The organism is Paenibacillus jilunlii (assembly GCF_900102965.1).
Taxonomy (GTDB): Bacteria; Bacillota; Bacilli; order Paenibacillales; family Paenibacillaceae; genus Paenibacillus_AQ; species Paenibacillus_AQ jilunlii.
In genome coordinates this window covers 63,847-84,522 of record NZ_FNGM01000014.1, presented here as the reverse complement: position 1 = coordinate 84,522, position 20,676 = coordinate 63,847, and the positions used below count along the sequence as shown (strand labels likewise).

The 20,676-nt window shown below is 52.5% G+C and carries 14 protein-coding genes; 6 read left to right on the top strand and 8 right to left on the bottom strand.

Going from position 1 to position 20,676, the window contains the following annotated elements; genetic code table 11:
* Positions 1 to 7 precede the first annotated feature (7 nt).
* Both BLQ82_RS21990 and BLQ82_RS21985 read left to right on the top strand, forming a co-directional pair.
* Entirely contained in the window at positions 8 to 379 is a 372-nt protein-coding gene (locus tag BLQ82_RS21990) for a CidA/LrgA family protein (protein ID WP_062522601.1), read from the top strand.
* On the top strand, positions 379 to 1,059 hold the full coding sequence (locus tag BLQ82_RS21985; protein WP_062522730.1) for a CidB/LrgB family autolysis modulator: 681 nt from the start codon (positions 379 to 381) through the stop codon (positions 1,057 to 1,059). The genes BLQ82_RS21990 and BLQ82_RS21985 overlap by 1 nt, the downstream gene beginning before the upstream one ends.
* Before the next feature lie 86 nt (positions 1,060 to 1,145).
* On the opposite strand, the gene BLQ82_RS21980 is transcribed toward BLQ82_RS21985, so the two are convergent.
* A complete protein-coding gene (locus BLQ82_RS21980) occupies positions 1,146 to 2,114 on the bottom strand; it encodes a Gfo/Idh/MocA family protein (RefSeq protein ID WP_062522605.1) in 969 nt (322 codons plus the stop codon).
* A gap of 54 nt (positions 2,115 to 2,168) precedes the next feature.
* Positions 2,169 to 4,478, bottom strand: a complete 2,310-nt coding sequence (locus BLQ82_RS21975; RefSeq protein WP_062522608.1) for an ATP-dependent DNA helicase — start codon at positions 4,476 to 4,478, stop codon at positions 2,169 to 2,171.
* A gap of 259 nt (positions 4,479 to 4,737) precedes the next feature.
* On the opposite strand from BLQ82_RS21975, the gene BLQ82_RS21970 reads away from it, so the two are divergent.
* Positions 4,738 to 6,624 (top strand): LTA synthase family protein, encoded by a 1,887-nt coding sequence (locus tag BLQ82_RS21970; protein WP_062522611.1) that lies wholly within the window; start codon positions 4,738 to 4,740, stop codon positions 6,622 to 6,624.
* Positions 6,625 to 6,704: 80 nt separating this feature from the next.
* On the opposite strand, the gene BLQ82_RS21965 is transcribed toward BLQ82_RS21970, so the two are convergent.
* Positions 6,705 to 7,136, bottom strand: coding sequence for a MarR family winged helix-turn-helix transcriptional regulator (locus BLQ82_RS21965; RefSeq protein ID WP_062522613.1), 432 nt, complete (start codon positions 7,134 to 7,136; stop codon positions 6,705 to 6,707).
* Positions 7,137 to 7,346: 210 nt separating this feature from the next.
* Between BLQ82_RS21965 and BLQ82_RS21960 the strand changes: the two genes are divergently transcribed.
* Positions 7,347 to 9,041 carry a methyl-accepting chemotaxis protein gene (locus BLQ82_RS21960; protein WP_062522615.1) on the top strand — a complete coding sequence of 565 codons (1,695 nt, stop codon included), beginning with the start codon at positions 7,347 to 7,349 and terminating at the stop codon, positions 9,039 to 9,041.
* A 195-nt stretch (positions 9,042 to 9,236) separates the two neighbouring features.
* Here BLQ82_RS21960 and BLQ82_RS21955 read toward each other — a convergent pair whose 3' ends face one another.
* The 3 genes from BLQ82_RS21955 to BLQ82_RS21945 all read right to left on the bottom strand — a co-directional run bounded on the left by BLQ82_RS21955 (position 9,237) and on the right by BLQ82_RS21945 (position 13,927).
* Positions 9,237 to 11,246 (bottom strand): bifunctional diguanylate cyclase/phosphodiesterase, encoded by a 2,010-nt coding sequence (locus BLQ82_RS21955; RefSeq protein WP_062522617.1) that lies wholly within the window; start codon positions 11,244 to 11,246, stop codon positions 9,237 to 9,239.
* A 232-nt stretch (positions 11,247 to 11,478) separates the two neighbouring features.
* The gene (locus BLQ82_RS21950; protein WP_062522619.1) at positions 11,479 to 13,134 is read right to left on the bottom strand and encodes a hypothetical protein; all 1,656 of its coding nucleotides are present in this window, start codon (positions 13,132 to 13,134) and stop codon (positions 11,479 to 11,481) included.
* A complete protein-coding gene (locus BLQ82_RS21945; RefSeq protein WP_062522621.1) occupies positions 13,127 to 13,927 on the bottom strand; it encodes an ABC transporter ATP-binding protein in 801 nt (266 codons plus the stop codon). The genes BLQ82_RS21950 and BLQ82_RS21945 overlap by 8 nt, the downstream gene beginning before the upstream one ends.
* A 261-nt stretch (positions 13,928 to 14,188) precedes the next feature.
* Between BLQ82_RS21945 and BLQ82_RS21940 the strand changes: the two genes are divergently transcribed.
* Positions 14,189 to 15,556, top strand: coding sequence for a dicarboxylate/amino acid:cation symporter (locus BLQ82_RS21940; RefSeq protein WP_208810731.1), 1,368 nt, complete (start codon positions 14,189 to 14,191; stop codon positions 15,554 to 15,556).
* A gap of 457 nt (positions 15,557 to 16,013) precedes the next feature.
* On the opposite strand, the gene BLQ82_RS21935 is transcribed toward BLQ82_RS21940, so the two are convergent.
* Together BLQ82_RS21935 and BLQ82_RS21930 are read right to left on the bottom strand one after the other, a co-directional pair.
* The gene (locus tag BLQ82_RS21935; RefSeq protein ID WP_062522623.1) at positions 16,014 to 17,015 is read right to left on the bottom strand and encodes a Gfo/Idh/MocA family protein; all 1,002 of its coding nucleotides are present in this window, start codon (positions 17,013 to 17,015) and stop codon (positions 16,014 to 16,016) included.
* Positions 17,016 to 17,108: 93 nt separating this feature from the next.
* The gene (locus BLQ82_RS21930; protein ID WP_062522625.1) at positions 17,109 to 18,062 is read right to left on the bottom strand and encodes a 1,4-dihydroxy-2-naphthoate polyprenyltransferase; all 954 of its coding nucleotides are present in this window, start codon (positions 18,060 to 18,062) and stop codon (positions 17,109 to 17,111) included.
* A gap of 152 nt (positions 18,063 to 18,214) precedes the next feature.
* Here BLQ82_RS21930 and BLQ82_RS21925 point away from each other — a divergent pair, with 152 nt between their 5' ends.
* Positions 18,215 to 20,581 carry a bifunctional diguanylate cyclase/phosphodiesterase gene (locus BLQ82_RS21925; protein WP_062522627.1) on the top strand — a complete coding sequence of 789 codons (2,367 nt, stop codon included), beginning with the start codon at positions 18,215 to 18,217 and terminating at the stop codon, positions 20,579 to 20,581.
* Positions 20,582 to 20,676 lie beyond the last annotated feature (95 nt).

Here is a 20,676-nt window from a genome sequence, read left to right as displayed (position 1 = left end):
AAGCCTTATGAAAAAGCTAGGTCTAGGCTTGCTGCAGGTAGCTGGACTCACCGTGTTCTCGATGCTCATTAATGTATTAACCCCATTCCTTCATATTCCCATTCCCGGAAGCATCATCGGCATGATCCTATTGTTCCTGCTGCTGGAGTCCGGAGTCATCCGTCTGAACTGGGTAGAAGCTGGAGCCTCCTGGCTGCTCGCCGAGCTGCTGCTGTTCTTTATCCCTTCAGCTATAGGTGTTATGAAATACTCCAAGCTGCTCGAATCAGACGGCCTGCAGGTGCTGGCGGTTGTGATTGTCGGTACCTTCGCTGTAATGGCCAGCTCAGGGCTGCTTACGGGAGCTATATCAAAAGCAAAGGAGCGTAGAGAATCATGATGACTGGACTGTTGCTGCTTGTATTGACTGTCGCTGTGTATCTGCTGGCCAAGCGAATCTATGCTTCCAGCAGCAAGATGTATGCTTCACCGCTTATCATCACACCGCTGCTGATTATCAGCTTTCTGCTCTTAACAGGAATTCCCTATGAATCCTACAATGCGGGAGGCAAATGGCTTACGGATCTGCTGCAGCCGGCAACCATTGCCTTTGCAATCCCTCTTCATAAAAACTTCAAGGTACTGAAAAAACATGCTGCCGAAATTGCGGCAGGCGTGCTGTCAGGGACGGTTATGGCTGTGCTCTCCTCGATGCTGCTGGCTAAATGGATGCATCTGAGCGGCGATCTGGCAACCAGCCTGGTACCTCGTTCGGTCACCACACCGATCGCCATGAGCATCTCGCAAAGCATTGGGGGCGTTCCGAGCATTACGGCAGTATTCGTAATTTTAACCGGAGTGCTCGGTACGCTGATGGGGCCTTCCGTGCTGCGCCTCTTCCGCATTGACAACGAAATTGCGCGCGGTGTATCGCTGGGAACCGCCGCACATGGTACGGGCACCTCCAAAGCCTTCGAGCTGAGTTCGCTGACCGGCACCATCTCCAGTATCGCGATGATTCTGACGGCCCTGCTCTCGATTGGACTAGCGCCGGCTCTCCTCGCGGTTTTCCTCCACTAGGCCGTCCCGGCTTGGGCCAAAGACCAGACCGCTCACCAGAGCGGTCTGGTCTCTTTTTCGCATATGAACCTGCTGGTTCGTTGTCCCTATAGCTTCACCGGCAATCCGCTTTTCGCGGATTCATAGGCAGCGCAGGTTACCTTCAGCGTCTTATAGCCGTCTTCGTAATCGCTGAGAATACGCGAACGGTCGCCGGTCCGCACCGCATGCAGGAACGCCTCGCTCTCGGCTGCATAAGGATTGCCGGAACTTACGTATTCCTTGCTGTCGCCGCTGCGCACCTCCATCAGCCGGTCCGGATTCCAATCCAGCAGCCCCTTGTCGTTATAGAAGCTAAGACCTACTTGTCCGACCTCTCCCGGCAGTACACAAGTATTTGAGATATTCGCAACAATACCGTTGTCCAGCTTAAGCGAGACCGTGCCCACATCGGCTACCGTAACACCTTCATGCTGCTCATGCATAATGCGGTTGCCGAACATGCCGTAAACCTCCGTTACCTCGCCGCCCAGATAACGCAGCAGATCGACAATATGGGTGGTCTGCTCGGTAAATTGTCCGCCGGACTGCTCCTGGTCGCGCCACCAGGCAACGCCCGGCATGCTGCCCATCCATTGTCCCACGATCATCCCTACCTTGTCGCCGCTGAGTAATTGCTTCAGCCGTGCGATATTCTCCTCATACCGGAAGTGGTAGCCAACCGAGGTCAGCAGCCCATGCTCCTGGATATCCTGCAGCAGGCTGGCCGGAATCTCCGTGCTCGAACCCAGCGGTTTCTCCACAAAAAAGGGGATTTCCCTGCGGATCAGCGCCCGCTCAATGGCTCCATGCGACTGCGGAGGCACACAAATATATACGGCATCCAGCTTGTGGGCATCCAGCATCTCTGTAATTTCCCCGTACCCTTCAGCGCCGTAGGGACCAGCCATGTCTTCGCCCTTTTGCTTGCTGCTGCCGCAGACTGCCCGCAGCTTCACATCCTCCATTCCTGACAGCAAATCGGCATGCACCTTAGAGAACCAGCCGGTGCCTACAATTCCTATATTGAGTGTCATCCTTCTTACCTCCTGGAATTCTCGAATGTATACCTTTTCAAAGATTATACCCGCTTAGGTCCGGATAAGGTAGTCCCGCCATTCTTCGGGGAGCAGGTCTGCATAGGACTGCTGCAGAAAACGGTCATCCGCCAGCACGATAATGCCGCTGTCACTCTCACTGCGGATCAGTCTTCCACCGGCCTGCTGCACTTTGCACATGCCCGGATAGACGTAGGCATAGTCAAAGCCGTTCTTGCCTTGGGACCCAAAATATCCGCGCAGCAGATTGCGTTCCAGTCCGACCTGCGGCAGGCCTACGCCAACAATCATTACGCCGTTCAGGCGGTCCCCGGGCAAATCAACGCCCTCCGAGAAAATCCCGCCAAGCACCGCGAAACCAAGCAGCGTCTGCGGATTATCGGGACGGAAAGAAGCGAGAAACGCCTCACGGGCCTGCTCACTCATTCCGCTTCCCTGCACCAGCGTCGTGATCTCAGGATACTTGTCCGTGAACACCTCGAAGACGTTCTGCAAATAAGCATAGGACGGGAAAAACACAAGATAATTCCCCTTCCTTCCAACCATCCCGCGCAGCGCATCGCTCAGCGGGATCAGAGAGTCGGCGCGGTCATGATAACGGGTGGATACCGGAACTACGGACACTTCCCATTGCTCCTTGTGAAACGGAGAAGCTACACGCAGGCTGTAGTCCTCTTCCGCTGCACCAATCATGTCCCGGTAATAGGACATCGGCGAAAGTGTCGCCGAGAAAAGAATCTGGCTGCGGAAGCCTTTGGCCATCTGCTGAAGCAGATGTGAAGGGTCCAGATTGAACAGCTTCAGGAACACATCGCCGCGCCTAACCTCTGCGTAGGTAACATACCGTTCATCATAGGTTTTGAAGGTGCGCAGCATACCCTGGACCGCATAATAGGTATCCAGCAGGCCGCCTTCCCCATCCTCGGGCAGAGCAATGAGGGCGGAGGATGGGCTTGCCAGCTCCATTTCTGCCTCAGCGGCAAACGCCTCCAGCAGCTGCGGCAATTCCCCGGGATATTCAGCCCATTGTCCCTCCCCGTTTTCATTGCAGTTTTTGCGCAGGGCAATGAAAAAGCCATTCACCGCTTTGGCTGCTGCGCTTAATGCAGGGGTAACCGTTTTATACTGCCGTTGCAGGTTCAGGAACGGCGCCTTGGTCAACGAGGCGGAGAACATTTCCCTGCCCCGGTCCACCAGGTTGTGGGCCTCATCCACCAGCAGCACCGTCTTCTTCTTGCGTTCCTCCGGGAGCCGTTTCAGACTGATCCGGGGGTCATAAATATAATTGTAATCACAAATGACCAGGTCGCAGGCATAGGCAGCGTCCAGCGAGAATTCAAATGGACACACCATATGCCGCCGGGCATAGACGGCGATGACCTCCTGGGTCATCAATGTTTCATGCTCCAGCATGTCCAGCACAGCCGCATTCACCCGGTCATAATAGCCCTCGGCAAACGGGCAGCCCTCCTTGCTGCAGAGCCCTTCCTCACGGAAGCAGGCTTTCTCCTTGGCAGTCAGCGTGATGGCATGCAGCTGAAGGCCGCCGCCAATCAGCAGCAGGACCGCCTCCTGCGCCGCAAAGCGGTTAACCGTCTTCGCGGTTAAGTAGAAGATCCCCGCCGCGATCCCCTCGCCCAGTGCTTTTACCGCAGGAAAAAGGGTCGACATCGTTTTACCGATGCCTGTGGGTGCCTGGGCGAACAGATTAACACCTTCAGCAACCGTCTTGTACACGGCGGCAGCGAAATGCCGCTGGCCCTGCCGGTAGTCCTGGAACGGAAAAGACAGACGCCGGATGCTCTCCCCCCTCCGCGCTTCATGACGTACCCTCAGCTTGGCATAAGGCGCATATCGGGCTACCGTTCCGGCGGCAAAGGCCTCCAGCTCTTCCCGGGTGGCAGTCCTGTACAGGCTGTGCTGCTCATCACTGCCTCTCATCACATAGGTAAGCTTAACTTCAATAGAAGAAAGCTCCTGATCTACCGCTATCATATAGGCATACATAAACCCTTGCGCCCAGTGAACCTCCTTCCCTTCCATCGTGGAATCCAGGGGTCCGGCTATGGACTTGATTTCCTCTACAATGAGCCTGCCATCCTCTCCGGCCAACAAACCGTCACAGCGTCCATCGATGATAAAGAGAAGGCCCTCATACGGAATTTCTGTCTTGAGGTAGACCTCTTTGCGGTCCCCTTCTTTATATTGCTTCTGGATATGCTGATGAATACGCGTGCCTTCCGCCATCGCCGCACCGCTGCGGAAACCCGGCTCCAGACTGCCGCTGCTGAAGGCATACTCCACCAGCGTTCTTACCGAAAGAGCTATCTCTGCATTGTCCATGTCCCGTCCTCCTTCCCGTTGCCCGCGCGCCTTTTTTGTCCGACAAGGCCATTTCCGTCCTTTTTTCCCGGTTTAACCTCATTAAGAGTTGATATTCCCCGCTTCACATGGCGGCATTTCAAAATGCGCCTTACGGGGTGGGTATACGGCAATTCTGATTTTTGACATTCCTCTCCCAGCGCTGCATAATAAGGACTATTGATAATGGTATTGTTGTGTCTTGCGCTGCTTCCTACTAGCCGGGAATTGGTGTTTCATTATGCAGAAAGAAGGCGAAGCTGTGTCATCCTTAACCATAAAACGATGGCTGATCAAACCATTCGTATTTTTCTCCATTCTTTTTGTCCTGAAGAGTTTTCTGGCCTGGGGCGTAATTTTTGGAGATCTCCTCTCCTGGAAAACACTCTTAACGGAGATTCCTTTTGTCTGGGCCTTGTTCGCCCTTATCGAACGCTTCGCTTCCAAACGGAAGCTTGGCTATTACATGACGGTCAATCTGCTCGTCACCGCAATCTTTTTTGCCGCCATTATGTACTTTAAATATTATGGGGTTATCGTCACTTACCATGCGGCGGAGCAGGTGAATCAGGTTACCGCTGTCCGCAACAGCGTATTCTCCCTGATGGACCCGTATTATCTGCTGATATTTGCCGATATTATTGTCCTCGGCATCTATTTCTTTTTCAATAAGAAGGGCCGGGCCTACAAGAAGGATAACATTAATCACCGCGGCGGAAAACTCTCGCACAGTCTTCTGTTCGCAGTCTCGCTGGCCCTTTGCCTATTCAATATCCTGCCCAACAAGGCCAGCATGAACGAGATCAAGAAGGCGCAGGAGATGGGCATCCTGAATTATGAGGCGTACACGATTTTTGCCAAAGACAAACCTGCGCTTGTGAATGCCAGCGAAATCACGCAGGAGGCCATCAACAAGCTCAAGGGGATCGATCCTGCTGCGGTCTCGCCGCTTCAGGGAGCAGCCAAAGGCAAGAATCTGATTATTATTCAATTGGAATCATTCCAGAGCTTCCTGCTTGGACTTAAGGTAGACGGCCACGAAATTACGCCCAATCTGAACCGTCTGATGGAGAACAGTCTGTATCTCCCTAATTTTTATCAAATGGTTGGCCAAGGGAACACATCGGATGCCGAGTTCGTGGTCAACTCCTCCTTCTACATTCCGCCGCAGGGTGCGGCTACCATGGCGTATGTCGACAAGGAGCTGCCCAGCCTGCCGCGTCTTTTGAAGGAAAACGGCTACCAGACAGCTACCTTCCATACCAATGATGTGGAATTCTGGAACCGCGGGGAGCTGTACAGCTCTCTCGGCTGGGAGCATTATTACGACCATAAGTTCTTCGGGGACGAGGATACCTTTTTCTTCGGGCCTTCCGACGAAGCGCTCTACCGCAAGACCGCAGACAAACTGAAGGAAATGGATGCAGACAGCAAGCCATTTTACGCCCAGGTCATTTCGATGTCTGCCCATCATCCGTTCACTATTCCTGAGGAAAAATACAAGATGAAGCTGCCGGAACGGTATGAAGGCACTTTTGTCGGTGATTATATCCGGTCCCAGAATTATGCCGACTTTGCCTTTGGTCAGTTCGTGGATGAGCTTAAGGCAGATGGCGTATGGGATAACAGCCTGATCATGGTCTATGGGGACCATATGGGCCTGCCGATCTACTCCCTGGATCATGACGACAAGGAATTGATGAAGGAAATCTACGGTCATGAATATGAATATGCAGATATGCTGAATATCCCGCTGATCATTCATGCGGAAGGCAAGATCGGGACGCAAACCCTTGATCATGTCGGCGGTGAAGTGGATATTATGCCAACGGCGGCCAGCCTGCTGGGCGTTTCCATGGACAACAATATTCACTTCGGCCAGGATCTGACAAGCCAGTCGTACAACCTGCTGCCGCAGCGTTATTATCTGCCTACCGGGTCCTTTATTTCCAGCTCCGGTCTGCTGATCCCCGGCAACAGCTTCGAGGATAATACACAGTTCACGCTGGCTTCGGGAAACAAGGCGCCTGCCGGAACCGAGGATGAGTACAACCGTGCGCTGCGTTTGCGCCAGCTCTCGGACAGCTACGTAACGCAGCTTCCGGATAAAGTGAAAGATACAGAATAACTAAAAAACGCATAGCAGACAAACAAAGCCGCGCTTCCGGATACCGGAGCGCGGCTTTGTGCGCGTACATATATTGAACGTTAACGTTCCTGCTGGTCCAGCATCTGGTAATAGTCAGCGAAATTTTGCAGCTCTTCCGGCTTCAGGATGGCCAAATGTTCGCTAAGCAGAAGCAGGAAGCGGTTTTTCCCTTCTTCAAGCAGCTTCTCTCCCTTGTCGGTAAGGGTTACAATGACGGCTCTGCGGTCGTGTTCATCCTGCTCGCGCGCACTTAGCCCCAGCAGTTCCAGACGGTCCAGCATCACTGTTACCGCACTGGATTTGACCTCCATTTTGTCCGCGAGCTGGATCACCCGCGCATTCTGCTCCTGCGCGATCATGCGAAGCAGGCCAAATTGCGGCACGGTAAGTCCGATTTCCTGGTGCAGGGACATTTGTGAGGCAATTTTGCGCTGTACCTTCCACATGGATAACCCTAAACGTTCTACCAGCGGATCGATTTGTTGCGACATTTCTTTCAGCTCCAGTCCGTTTGTCCTGATTCAAGCGTAACATTATCACGGGCCTTGGTTCAATGCTTTTATCTAGTCACATTTTTACATAAAGTGTCATGTTCCGACACAAAAATACTATATTTGCATTGGCATTGATGCGCTATAATCGTAGCAGTGATACAACGGTATTGCTGAAAACATTAGAAGCAGGGTTGGTGGTACTAAAAAATGAAATTGGCAACAAAATTAACTTGGATGATCCTTACTGTATTGCTCCTTGTAGGGTCCTCCATCGGATTCTTTGGTTACCGTGCCGCCTATCATCAGGTAGATGAGGCTGCGGGAATCGAGCTGGTGGGCTGCGCCAATATTACAACCGGCCTGATTGATCCCGCCGACATTACAGCACTTGTCAGCGGAGACAGCAGCAAAGTGTCTGCAATTGAAGACCGGATCGGCTGGATTGTGGAACATAAGCCCATTTTCAAGGAAGCATTTATCCTGTCACTGGACGGTAAAATACTCGCCGCCGACGCCAGCTTGAAGAAAAGAGGCTATAAAGCCGGAGATGCCTTTTATTTTGCAGAAGAAGATAAAGCCATGATTACTACCATGAAGCATTCCGCATACTCCAAAGTTTATACATATCAAGGAACCTCGCTCAAAACCGGGTATGGCCCCATCTATCAGGATCACGATCCCACCAAACCTATTATTGCCCTGATGGCTATCAATTTTGACGGCCCCTTAATTCAAGAACGGACGATGGATATTATTGTTCAGCCTTTCATCATCGGCGGTTCCATTCTGATCGTAGCTATTCTCGCCGCCTACCTGATGATCCGGCGTATGGTAAGCCCGCTCACTAAGCTGTCCGCCTCGGTGAACACTATTGCGAGAGGCGACCTTACCCATGAACCGCTGCTCTTCAACAGCAAAGATGAAATCGGGACACTGGCCCGTGACTTCAATGACATGACCCTGAATCTGCGCGACATTATCACCCAGGTGAATGACACCTCCATGCAGGTAGCCTCTTCCTCCCAAGAGCTGTCCGCAAGCGCCCAGGAGACGAACCGTGCCGGAGAGCATAGTGCGAATGTTACCATTGAGCTGGCTGAGGGTGCGGGTACCCAGTTGAAGGACTTGGAAGGAAGCTATCAGGCTGTACAGGACATGTCCCGCTTCATTAGTGAGATCGCCGGAAATGCCGACAGCGCGAAGGATACAGCTGCAAATAACGCCCAGAAAGCCCGACTCGGCCGGCAATCGCTGGACTCTACGACCTCCCAGATCGGGATTGTGAGCGAAAGTATCCATGACCTTTCGGACATTATCGATATGCTGGGCAGCCACTCCAAAGAGATTGAGAACATCGTAGGAACGATTTCCGGCATCGCTGAAGAAACCAATCTGCTGGCCTTGAACGCAGCGATCGAAGCTGCACGTGCCGGAGAAGAAGGCCGGGGCTTCGCCATCGTTGCCGGCTCTGTCCGCAAACTTGCCGAGCGTTCAGCCGCATCAGCTGGCCAGATTGGCGAGCTGGTCAGCCTGATCATCAGTCAGATGGACAACGCCGGTGAAACCATGAAACGTTCAACAGAAGAGATCCAGCAGGGCAAGGAAATGATTCTGTCCGCCGGACGCTCATTCTCCGAGATCGAAACCTCAGTCTCCGACATGTCTTCACAGAGCCAGCAGATCTCCGAGACCGTCGGTGAACTGGGCCTGATCGCGGGCAGACTCGTGGAGTCGATTCAGAAGATCGTCACTGTGTCCAATTATACGGCAGAAGGTGCCATGACCCTTTCCGCCTCTTCCCAGGAACAGCTGGCAGCAATGGAAGAAGTGGAATCCTCAGCCGGGTTCCTCTCCTCTCTGGCAGAGAAGCTGCAGGTTCTGGTAGAGAGGTTCAAGGTCTAGGTCAAATTCAGGGTCTAGCCGTGACAGCGGGAAATGTTTGGACTTCCGGCCGCTGTTATCATTGAATTTCAATATTTGAACCGCTTTTTTTATTTTCAAGTTCAATCTATATAGGCTTTAATGTATAAGCAAACAGCGCAGAATCTCCCAAGAGGTTCTGCGCTGTCTGCTGTAGGATAAGCTTAATGTATTTCATCACGCTGTATTCTCAATGAACCACTGTCCCAGCTCACTGACAGGCATGGGCCTTCCGTAATAAAAGCCCTGCATCACCCTGCAGCCCAGGGACTGCAGCAGTTCAATCTGCTCAGGTGTTTCCACACCTTCGGCGACAACCTCCATGTTGAGGTTGCTGGCGATGGCAATAATATTGCTGATGATCGCCTTCTTGGAATGCATCTTGCTCTTGCGGATGAATACCTGGTCAATCTTCAGCGTGTTCACTGGAATTTCATCCAGATTCCCCAGGGAGGAGAAACCAGTGCCGAAGTCATCCAGCGATACCCTGACTCCGAGATTTCGCAGCTTGGAGAGCTGCGCTACCGTCTCTTCCATATTGTTCATGGCGATGGACTCTGTGATCTCCAGCTCCAGGAAATGCGGTTCCAGACCGGAGCGGACCAGCGCCTCTTCGACCACATCATAGAGGCTGCCGCCTTCAAACATCCGGGCCGACATGTTAATGGAGACGGCAACATTGGCCACGCAGGCTTTGTGCCAGAGCTTATTCTGGCCGCACACATCATGCAGCATCCAATACGTGATAGGCACAATAAGCCCGGTCTCCTCGGCGATGGGAATGAACTCGGCAGGCGAAATAATGCCATGTTCCGGGTGCCTCCAGCGCAGCAGTGCCTCCAGCCCGACGGTTACGTTCATGAGCGAATCCCATTTCGGCTGGTAGACCACCATGAATTCTGAACGGGCCAGCGCCTTGCGCAGATCCTTCTCCAGCGACATCCGCCGGAGCTGGTGGCGGTTCATTTCCTGATCGAACACACTGAATTTATTCTTGCCGGAGTCCTTCGAAGTATACAGCGCGGTGTCCGCCGCCTTCATCAGCGCAGAGCGGTCTGTCCCGTGCAAAGGAGTCATACTGATGCCGACACTCGCTGTAACATACAGTTCATTGCCCTCAATGCTGTAAGCCTTTTTCACTTCCCGCAGGATGTGCTGTGCTTCCTCCCGGGCATCTTCCATGGTGCAGACCGGAAGGGCAATCAGAAATTCATCCCCGCCCAGCCGGAAAACTTTGCCCTTGGCACTGATCACACACCGCAATCTCCCTGCAACTTCCTGGAGCAGCATGTCTCCGATATCATGTCCCAAGGTATCATTAATCGACTTGAACCGGTCCAGATCGACAAAAAACACCGCACCCGAATGCCCGCTAAAAAATTCACCTTTGAAGTAACGTTCCAGCCCATGCCGGTTCGGCAGCTCTGTCAGGGGATCATGATAGGCCATCCGCTCCAGCACATGCCGGTCCAGAAATACCGCTCCGCAGGATACCGCAAGCATAAACAATGTGACAAGAGAAACTCCCGTCAGCAGAACCACATCTCTCTCCATTAGAAGAGGTCTCGCGCCAGTCCAGCTGCCAACCTCCAAAAAGCTGGCCCGCAGGCTGATATAGTGCATTCCGGTAACTGCAAGCCCAATGAACACCGCGGAGTACAGCTTCCAGCGGCTGAAACCGGCATAATCCTTGAATTTGTGAAAAAGAAATACGGCGGTGTACGAAGCCAGACAAGCGACGGCGACGGACAACCCCTGGATCAGCGCCTCATAATGAATCTTATCCTGCAGCTTCATGGAGTACATGCCCATATAATGCATCATGGAAATCCCGCCGCCCAGAATCAGGCCGCCGAGCAGCAGTCGCCCTGTTCTCAGGCGGGACATTGTAGCAATCCATAAGGATAGATAACACGCACACAGGCTGATCAGCAGTGAGAAACCGGCTATACCCGGATGATAGCTTACTTTGAAAGGTAAATAGCTCGCCATAATTCCTACGAAATGCATAGCCCATATTCCGCTGCCCAGCACACAGGCGCTGGATAGCAGCCATAAGCGTCTTACCCTGCCAGCAGAATGGAAAACCTGTAAAATTAAATTAAGCGCTGAATAAGCTGCGGTGGCAGCAAGCGCAAAAGATAGTAAAACAATCCATAGGTTGTAGTGGGTTCCCATTTGATCCATAGTTGACCTCTTCACATATATGATTATCATCGTCGCCGCAGTACATTTACTAAGTCAAAAACCAATATACGAATATCAGATAAATGGAAGAGTGCATAAAGATTATAGGCCATCCCTGAACGTAAACTTTAGCTGTATTCTAACCTGTATTTAGTACACTGTCTAAGTAAATACTGGAACTTAGACCCTTTTTTTAGTGTCGGCAAAAAATGTCCATATTTGCGTGTCAGCCTCATGCGCCTAGGGTTGGAATTTGTCCGGGCCGCGAACCTTCATGCGGGAAGGCCGCACGCCAGGCCCAGACATTCACCGCTGCCAAAATTACCAAATAGATGTAAATCCCAAGCGGGAGCAGGGAGACAACATAATGCAGACCCGCCAGGCCCATCAGGATAAAGAGCAGCACAAACCCGCTCCCCGTGAAATCCTTCTGCTTCGCCGCTTCATACTTCTCTGAGAACGGGAGCGCCCGCGGCAGCATCCGGAAGCAGATGACCGCAAATAACGGCAACACCAGCATTACTCCTGCCAGATCGGGAAGAATACGCGGTCCGAACAGCCACAGGAATACGGCCGATTCCAGGACAAACAGCGGGAGCATCAGACGCAGCAGCACAGCCTTGAGCATCCCCCGGTACACGGGAGCCGTTTCGGGCAGCGGGATGGCTGTATAAATCCAGGCTCCCTTATAGCTTGAAGAATAACGAAGCATTTGCACTGCTGTCAGCAGCAGCAGCGCACAAAGATAGATAAACAGATACGCTTTGGATTCTGTGTTCAATGAGTGATCACTGGTCCAGGCCTGGTTGAATATGAAGATGAACGGCAGGATTAAGGATAAGCCTACGGTCGGGTAAACCTTTAGTTTGAAATCACGCTCATTTCTCATCATTGACCAGGTGAACCGGAAGAACATCGCCTCAGCCTTATCCCGGCACAACCACCCCGACAACAGGCCGGAGTAGCGGCCGTTCTCCTTCCCGGCAGCCCCCTGCTCTGCCAGCTTCTGCAGGCTCTGCTCGAACAGCGGCATCAGCTTGATATAGCCCAGCAGCACCACCAGCGGGACGATGACAGACATTGCAGCCAGCACAGTGAAATCCACACCATGGTTGCCTCCCACAAGCACCTCAAACGGAGCGGCAAACCACACAGGTGCAATGAAATATTGCCACCATGCGGGCTGGAAGGAAGCTGTCAAATCTGTCATATCGAAAAGACGCGGAACCAGCTGGTACCCTACAGCAATTCCGACCGACAAAATAATCTGGATATAGTTGATGATATCCTTGAGCTTTTCCCCGTCGAAGACCCTTAGAATCAGCAAGTAGAGCAGGGCGGTTATCACCAGAATAAAACAATCCATCAGCAGGATCATCGCTGCATAGACCAGGAAGAACAGCACTCCCTGCTTGAACAAGGCAACCACGAGCGAGGGTGCCGTTAAGGTCAGCGTCAGCGTAACCAGATAAATCAGGATATGGAGGCTCTTGGCCATGTTCAAGGTCCGGCGGTCTACCGGCTTAGAGAACAAAATGTTCTTGTCCCGCAGATCAAGCATGACTGACGAGAAGTCGGAAATCAGGGTAGTAGTGATCATGAACATGATGACCGCAAACAGCACGCTCATCATCAGCATGTAGTTGCTTCCGGGTACAACGAAGAGGATCAGCATCAGTCCAAGCAATAGATAGATCCACTGTACCCGCAGCGGCGAGCCCTCGGTTCCCTGACTGCCCTTCTGTGTTCGAAGCACTGTCGGTGTCCGCCTTCCATCCATCGTAAGCTTCACCTGCAGAATGCTGCGCAGCATCTTGTAATCCACCCCGGCCCTCCGGAATCCGCCCTGCAGCCGGTCAAGCAGCTTCAACACCCAAAAATCATTCATGCGGAGCACCTTCTCCAAGTACAGCGACAAACTCGCCGGCAATATCCCGGTACTTGTCAAACCCGGTCAGCTGATTAAAAATGTCCTCCAGCGAACCTTCCCTGTTCTGTTCCTGAAGCTGCGCGAAGGTTCCGTCCGCCACGATATCTCCGCCATTGATCAGGATGATCCGGCTGCTGATCTTCTCCACGACATCCATGATATGCGAGGAATAAAAGATCGTTTTGCCCTGTGCCGCAAGCGAAGCGAAAATCTCCTTGACCACCATAACACTGTTGGCATCAAGGCCGCTAAGCGGCTCATCAAGGAACAGAATGTCGGGATCATGCAGCATGCTTGAGATTAGCAGCACCTTCTGCTTCATCCCCTTGGAGTAGGAAGCGATGCGCATATCGTAGGCTTTTTTCAAATTAAGCAGGTCCATCAGCCGTTCGGCCTTGGCATCGGCTTCGGTCCGCTCCATACCATACAGCTCGCCAATGAATGTCAGATACTCCCGGGCGGTCAGGCTGTCATAGAGCTCTGCAATCTCGGGCACATAGCCGATTCTCCGTTTGTAGGCGGCATCGCCGTCAGCGATATCCCTGCCAAAAATCCGTACCGTCCCTGTGTAGCCTTCCACCAGCCCCAGCATAATTTTTACCGTAGTGCTCTTGCCTGCCCCATTCGGGCCAATATAGCCGATAATCTGCCCCCTGTATACTTCGAGGTCTATGCCCCGCAGCACCATCCGGTCGCTGTAATTCATCCATAGTCCTGAAATCGAAATGACCGGTTCTTCTGGTAGTCCCATAATCTGCTCCCCTTTCAGAAATCCGCTAGGCAATTCCAAATATATGTAATCCCAAATTCAACTCCCATTCTACCAAATTATAGATCAACAACCTATTAGAAATGCCCATGCCCAGTTATACAGGTGCGGTCCAGTGGATTCCTGAATAACTTACAATTAAGTTTTTTAACATATTCTTATATTGACAATCATAAAAATACTCTGTACATTATTCTCATTATTCACACCAAAAAAGTCGGTTTAGGAGGTTTTGCAACGCCAATGGACAATATTGATAACAATCTGTTGTCTGCAATTGAGACGAACTGGCATGGTTTCGTGATTTCCATTGTTGTGTTTGGTATTCTTTTTCTCTTGGCGCGTAAACGGATCGGGTTCGGTACCCGTGTTCTGGCGGGTCTCGGCATCGGTCTGACAGCCGGCATTTTCTTGCAATATTTTGATTTGGAGACCGAGGCAATTAAGACGTTTGGCAGCATTTATGTCAGTTTGATCCGGATGCTCGTGATTCCCTTGGTATTTGTCCTGGTCCTGAACAGCATTTCATCCTTAACCAATCTGGAGTATTTACGCAAAATAGGAATAAAAACCTTCGCCTGGTTCCTGGGGACAACCGGTGTCGCTTCCATCATCGGATTGTCGGTAGCCCTGCTGTTCAATCCCGGGAAGGGCATTCAACAAACGGTGCCGGAAGGGTTCGAGGCCCGTGAAATCCCTACCTTCTCACAGGTCATACTGGACCTGGTGCCCTCCAACCCCGTTAATGAGGCCGCAACCGGTAAGGTGGTCCCCCTTCTGATCTTTGCCATTTTCCTGGCTGTTGCGATCATCAAGGTCGGCTCCAAAAAACCGGAGGCCGTCAAGCCGGTACGCGATCTCATTGAATCATTGACAATTGTCCTGCACCAGGTAGTCAAGTTTGTCATCCGCCTGACTCCATATGGGGTTTTTGCGCTGATCGCGGGAATTACAGCACGTTACGGCTGGGAAACCCTGCAGGAGTTGGGCAGCGTCATCATCACCTCCTACGTCGCGCTTATCATTCATTTTGTCCTCATTTTCGGAGGGCTGGTACTGCTCGTTGCCAAAATCAATCCCTTGCGATTTTTCCGTAAGATATATCCAACCCTTACTGTTGCCTTCACCACCAGAAGCAGCTATGCTACGCTTCCAATCAACCTGGAGGTCATCACGAAGCGGCTGCATGTCTCCCCACGGATTGCCAGCTTTGTCGCGCCTCTGGGGGCTTCTGTCAACTTTAATGGCTGCGGCGGGATCTGGCCTGCCATCGTGGCTGTTTTTACGGCCCAGGTGTTCGGAATCCAGCTGACCGGAACTGACTATGTGACCCTTGTATTGGTAAGCATCATTTCTTCTATAGGTGTGGCGGGTGTCCCCGGTCCGGCAGTTATTTCTACAACAGTTGTATTGACCGCACTGGGACTGCCTCTTGAAGGCATTGCCATTGTGGCAGGGGTAGAAGCGCTCATTGATATGGGGCGTACTGCTGTAAATGCGACAGGAACAACCGTCACCGCACTTCTGGTGGCCAACTCGGAAGGCGAGTTTGACCGCGAGGCCTTCAACCGGGGGGATGATGACGAAGAAATCCTATTGAATACTGTGTAAAGCTAGGCAGAAACAGGATCTCCTTGCGGTGAGCGTGTATACAAGCAGAAACCGCTTCGCCGCCCTTTTAAAGGACGGTATCGTTTCAGCGGGAAATCTAAAGAACATTTAATGCGTGAAGTATAAAATATATTTTGAAAAAACGGCTACGTCATCCATCACCGGGCAGCGCAGCCGTTCTTCATTTCAGTCTAGCGGTGCCTGGAGGACGCTCGATGAATCCTGCGGCTGCGCCAAGTGGAAAAAGGATCACTAATTCGCTCCAGCACCATGCGCTCCTGAGATGAGGTGGAAAAAGGATCACTAATTCAGCTCATTTCGCTCCTGGCGGAGTAAGATGGCCCAAATAAGTTCCCTAATTCCACTTAAATCTCACAATTGTTGATCTTGGAGGGAAATAGGTTCCTTTATTCCACCTAATGTCTATTTCCAACTCTAAACATAGTTATTTCCTCTTCTATCCCTGCTTCAGGCTAATTCGCTGCCGTGTCCGTGCGGATGCCAGGCAGGTCTCAATCAGCGTCATGTTCAGCACCGGGTCTTCCGCAGCAATTACAGGTGCTGCGCCGAAGACAGCGGCGGCGAAATCATCCGCCTGGCAGACATACGGATTGGCTCCCGTAGCCCGGGCGCGTCTGACTTCCCCGCCGGAATATACAAAAAATTCGGCATCATCGAATCTCGCGTTAAACGGCATCGGAAGCTCAATCCGCCCTTCTGTCCCGAGCACCTCCAACAGCTGCCGGTTGTAGGCCCACATGCCGCAGTCGAAGATCAGGCTGACGCCGCCGGGGAACTCGACCAGACCGGAGGCCATCATATCCACATTGTCATGCTCAGGGGAAAAGATCGCCTGTACGGTTGCCGCTTCCGGCTCCGCGCCGAACAACAGCCGCGCCGCACTGAGCGGGTAACAGCCGACATCGTACAGGGAGCCCCCGCCCCAAGCCGATTTGAAGCGGATGTTAGAGGTATCTCCGGCATCATTATATGTAAAAGTCCCCCGGATGGACCGCAGATCGCCGATCTCGCCGCTGGCGATAATCTCCTGCACTTCGGCAATCCGCGGGTGATGCCGGTACATATAGGCTTCGGCCAGGTGCACGCCCGCCTTACGGCAGGCTTCCACCATCTCTGCCGCCTCCCGGCTGTTCAGGGCAATCGGCTTTTCGCACAGCACATGCTTGCCGGCTTCTGCCGCCCGGATTACCCATTCCCGGTGCAGATGGTTCGGAAGCGGAATATATACCGCATCAACATCCGGATCAGCCAGCAGCTCCTCATAGCTGCCGTAGGCCTGTGCCACGCCGAATTCCTCCGCGACGGCACTGCTCTTGTCCAGCCCCCGGCTCGCCACCGCCTGAATGATTCCCGTCTCCGATTCCCGGATGGCCGGCATGACCGAGCCTGTTGCGATCTGTGCACAGCCCATAATTCCCCAACGCAGCTTTTGTGTCATCGGTGTACACCTTCCCTTGTCATTGATTTCCTGGATGTCTCTATTGAAACAATATCACAGAATCCGGCATATCTCTATGAATGGCAGCTGCAATCACAGCAGAACCTTCAGCAGGATAGCCGCACCCAGCACCACAATCCGGGCCACGCTCATCAGCATGAAATTTTTGACGGACAGAATGAAGGTTGAAGCCTTCTCCTGCTTCTCTTCAAAACGGGCGATATTGCGGCGGAGCGGAATCAGCGTCAGGAGCAGCAGCGCCACCAGCACAGGATTCACTCCCAGCAGCAGCAGCACGGCAAGATCCGCAAAAGAGACATAATACAGCAGCCTGAACAGCAGCAAAGCATTCTTCCGTCCAATATACACCGGCAGTGTATACCGCCGGTTGTCCATGTCATCCTCAATATCGCAGATATTGTTGGCCAGCATAATTCCGGCAATTCCAAGAATTGCCGGCACGGAGAACCAGAAGAGATATAGCACCTCTGCGATATGGACATGCAGGCTGGCCCAGCCTTCGGAGAACAGCAGTGTCACCACAGTCTGGTCCGAGTGGATATACGCAGAAATAAAGATGATGACAAACCCCATAAACAGCCCGGAGAACAGCTCGCCGAGCGGCATCCTTGAGATCGGTATCGGACCGAACGAGTACAGAATGCCGATCAGGAAGGACAAGCCGCCCAGCAGAAACACCAGCAGCCCTGTCTCGGCAACAAGCGCAATCCCGCCGCCCACGGCAAGCGCCAGCAGGACAGCAATAGCAGCCACCACTGTACTCTCCTTCAGCCTGTAGCGGACAATGGCATTATGCGTTTCATAGCCGTAGCCGTGGGTTTTGGCCGCTTTTTTATAATCATAATAGTTGTTGATCGCCGTTGTCGCCATGTCAAAGCTCAGCAGGGACACAAGCATTAGGGCAAAACGCAGAACATAGAAATCCTCGAACCGGTACAGGGCATACAATGTCCCCAGCAGGAAAGGCAGCATGCTCGCCACCTTTGTCGGCAGCTCGACAAATTGCAAAAAGCTTTTAACATTCACGGGCATACATCCTTATCTCATCATTGAATTATTATACATCAAATTTCGACATATTGGGTGGAAAAGCCCTGCAAAATATTCCCTATTCGTGGTACACTGTACAGTATGGTACTTATTTCCTATTCATTAGAAATTTATAAAAGGGGAGCATCATGAAGCTGCGTAAAAAAATGATCTTCTTCACCTGTGTTGTTGCCCTGGTTACCTTGGGGATTAACTACCTGCTTCTGCATCTCATCATGCTGAACCGTTTTGAGAAGCTGGATGAAGCGGCGCTGAAACACAGTCTGGGCGATGCGCTCTCTTCCTATCAGAAGGAACTGCTGGATATGAAGACCGGAATGCTGAACTATTCGCTCCGGGACGAAACCTACCGGTTCGTAGAAGCAAGCCGCTCAGCAGATCGTCCCCCTGCTGCAGATGATCGTTTTATCCGCAGCACATTCAATAGTACAGCCTTTGAAGTCAATCACCTGGATATGATGGCCCTGCTGGACAAATCGGGACAGCCCCTATATGGCGGGACATATGATACGCTCCGCAGGAGCATTTCCCCGCTGACACCGGAGCTGCATACCCTGTTCAGACTGATGAACAGCAGGCTGCCTGCCTTGGCAAGTGCAAATGACAGCCAAACCGGGATCGTGCTTCTCGATCAGGGCCCGATGCTGATTACGCTTACGCCTATAGCCGGCAGCAGCACAGATAAGCCGGTGATCGGCACCGCCGTTGCCGGAAGAAAGCTTAAGCAGGAGGAAGTCACCCCTGTCTGGGAAGACGGCACCGCCAGTATCCAAATAACCCGGGCCACCTCAGAAATGCTGGCACAGAGCGGCGGTGAGGATCGCTGGATGGGCCCGGTTTCCGGCAGTATGATGTCGATTCACACCGTTGTGGACGACCTGTTCGGCAACCCCGGCGTTGTCTTTACCGTGAAGCAGCCGCGCCAGATTTATGAGAGCGGGCAGGAATCGGTCTACAGCTTCCGGCTAGTCTTCTTCATCGTAACCCTTCTGAGCTGCATAGGGAGCATGCTCTTCGTGAACCGCTCCATCCTGGGAAGAATGACTTCCTTAATCAAAAATATCAGGGCTATTGGCAGCAGCAAGGATTTATCCATTCGCATCATCAGTACCGGGAGGGATGAGTTCAGTGATGTGGAGCATGAATTCAACCGGATGATCGATTCCCTGCAGCAGGCCCAGGAGGAGCTTCAGCAGCAATCCATGCTGGATCCGCTGACCCAGCTGCCTAACCGCTCGCTTTTCTTCGCGAAGCTCAATGCAGCGATTGGTGCAGCGAAGGGCAGCAACCGGCAGATTGCCCTTGTCTTCATTGATCTGGATCACTTCAAGACCGTCAATGATACGCTGGGCCATGATTTCGGCGATGCCATGCTCCAGGAAATCGCCTTCCGGCTTACACAGGTCGTCGGGACACATGATGTAGTGTCACGCCTTGGCGGCGATGAATTCACCATTCTGCTCTCTGACATCCCCGATTCGGCCGCTATTTCGGCCCAGCTGTCAAGCATTCAGGACGCTCTCTCGATGCCGCATCAAATCCAGGGGCATCTCTTCTATTGCACAGCCAGCATAGGCATCAGCATGTATCCCCAGAACGGGGATGACGCCGACTATCTGGTCAAACAAGCCGATCTGGCGATGCTCCATGTCAAAGGGACGGGACGGAACCATATCTTTCAATATTCCGAGGACCTGGAAGAGAGCATCCGGCGCAAAAAGGTGTTGTCGCAGCAGCTGCTCTCTGCAGCAGCCAATGCTGAGTTTGAAGTGCATTACCAGCCAATTCTCAATGCTGAGCGGCTGCAGGTGCATAAGGTGGAAGCGCTTCTGCGCTGGACCAGCCCCTCCTACGGGCCTGTATCTCCAGCAGAGTTCATTCCGCTCGCGGAGACCAGCGGTTCCATTGTAAGTATCGGGGGCTGGGTGCTGCGGCAAGTCTGCGCGGATATGCAGAGGTTCCGGGAGAACGGCCTGTTTCTTACCGCTGCAGTCAATATTTCAGCGCTGCAGCTGATGCAGCCTGGCCTGCTGGAGCTGTTGCTCAAGCTGCTGCATGAATATGAGCTGCCGCCCTCCAGCCTGGAGCTTGAAATTACGGAGAGCGTGCTGGTCTCCGGCGACAGCATATCGGAGTCGCTGCAGCAGCTTAGAGCACACGGATTCCGCATTTCACTGGACGACTTTGGCACCGGATTTTCTTCTTTGAGCTATTTGCGGCGGTTCCCTGTCGATGTGATCAAAATCGACCGCTCCTTCGTCTCTGAAATGACCCCTTACCCGCAAGGTGATGTACTGGTCAAAGCCATTATCGAGCTGAGCCACAATCTCGGGCTGAGTGTAGTGTCCGAGGGGATCGAGCTGCAGGAGCAATTTGATATGCTGCGCAGGCTGGGCAGCGACGAGCTGCAGGGATTCTACATCAGCAAACCGGTTAATGCCGGTGAAATCCAGTCCGTTTTGTCCCAGAAAAAATTGTTTTTTGGCGAAAAATGAATGCTTCCTTTATAGGCAAGGTTCGGGCGATATGATATGATAGGCAAGCTGATAACAGCACCCGCTCCGGGTGCTGTTATCCTATGCGAACACTT

Excerpts from the sequence above, each read along its gene's own strand:
- BLQ82_RS21935 (WP_062522623.1), bottom strand. The coding sequence starts at position 17,015 with ATGACACAAAAGCTGCGTTGGGGAATTATGGGCTGTGCACAGATCGCA.
- BLQ82_RS21975 (WP_062522608.1), bottom strand. The coding sequence starts at position 4,478 with ATGGACAATGCAGAGATAGCTCTTTCGGTAAGAACGCTGGTGGAGTAT.
- BLQ82_RS21985 (WP_062522730.1), top strand. The coding sequence starts at position 379 with ATGACTGGACTGTTGCTGCTTGTATTGACTGTCGCTGTGTATCTGCTG.
- BLQ82_RS21945 (WP_062522621.1), bottom strand. The coding sequence starts at position 13,927 with ATGGGACTACCAGAAGAACCGGTCATTTCGATTTCAGGACTATGGATG.
- BLQ82_RS21925 (WP_062522627.1), top strand. The coding sequence starts at position 18,215 with ATGAAGCTGCGTAAAAAAATGATCTTCTTCACCTGTGTTGTTGCCCTG.
- BLQ82_RS21960 (WP_062522615.1), top strand. The coding sequence starts at position 7,347 with ATGAAATTGGCAACAAAATTAACTTGGATGATCCTTACTGTATTGCTC.
- BLQ82_RS21980 (WP_062522605.1), bottom strand. The coding sequence starts at position 2,114 with ATGACACTCAATATAGGAATTGTAGGCACCGGCTGGTTCTCTAAGGTG.
- BLQ82_RS21965 (WP_062522613.1), bottom strand. The coding sequence starts at position 7,136 with ATGTCGCAACAAATCGATCCGCTGGTAGAACGTTTAGGGTTATCCATG.
- BLQ82_RS21970 (WP_062522611.1), top strand. The coding sequence starts at position 4,738 with ATGCAGAAAGAAGGCGAAGCTGTGTCATCCTTAACCATAAAACGATGG.
- BLQ82_RS21955 (WP_062522617.1), bottom strand. The coding sequence starts at position 11,246 with ATGGATCAAATGGGAACCCACTACAACCTATGGATTGTTTTACTATCT.
- BLQ82_RS21940 (WP_208810731.1), top strand. The coding sequence starts at position 14,189 with ATGGACAATATTGATAACAATCTGTTGTCTGCAATTGAGACGAACTGG.
- BLQ82_RS21950 (WP_062522619.1), bottom strand. The coding sequence starts at position 13,134 with ATGAATGATTTTTGGGTGTTGAAGCTGCTTGACCGGCTGCAGGGCGGA.
- BLQ82_RS21990 (WP_062522601.1), top strand. The coding sequence starts at position 8 with ATGAAAAAGCTAGGTCTAGGCTTGCTGCAGGTAGCTGGACTCACCGTG.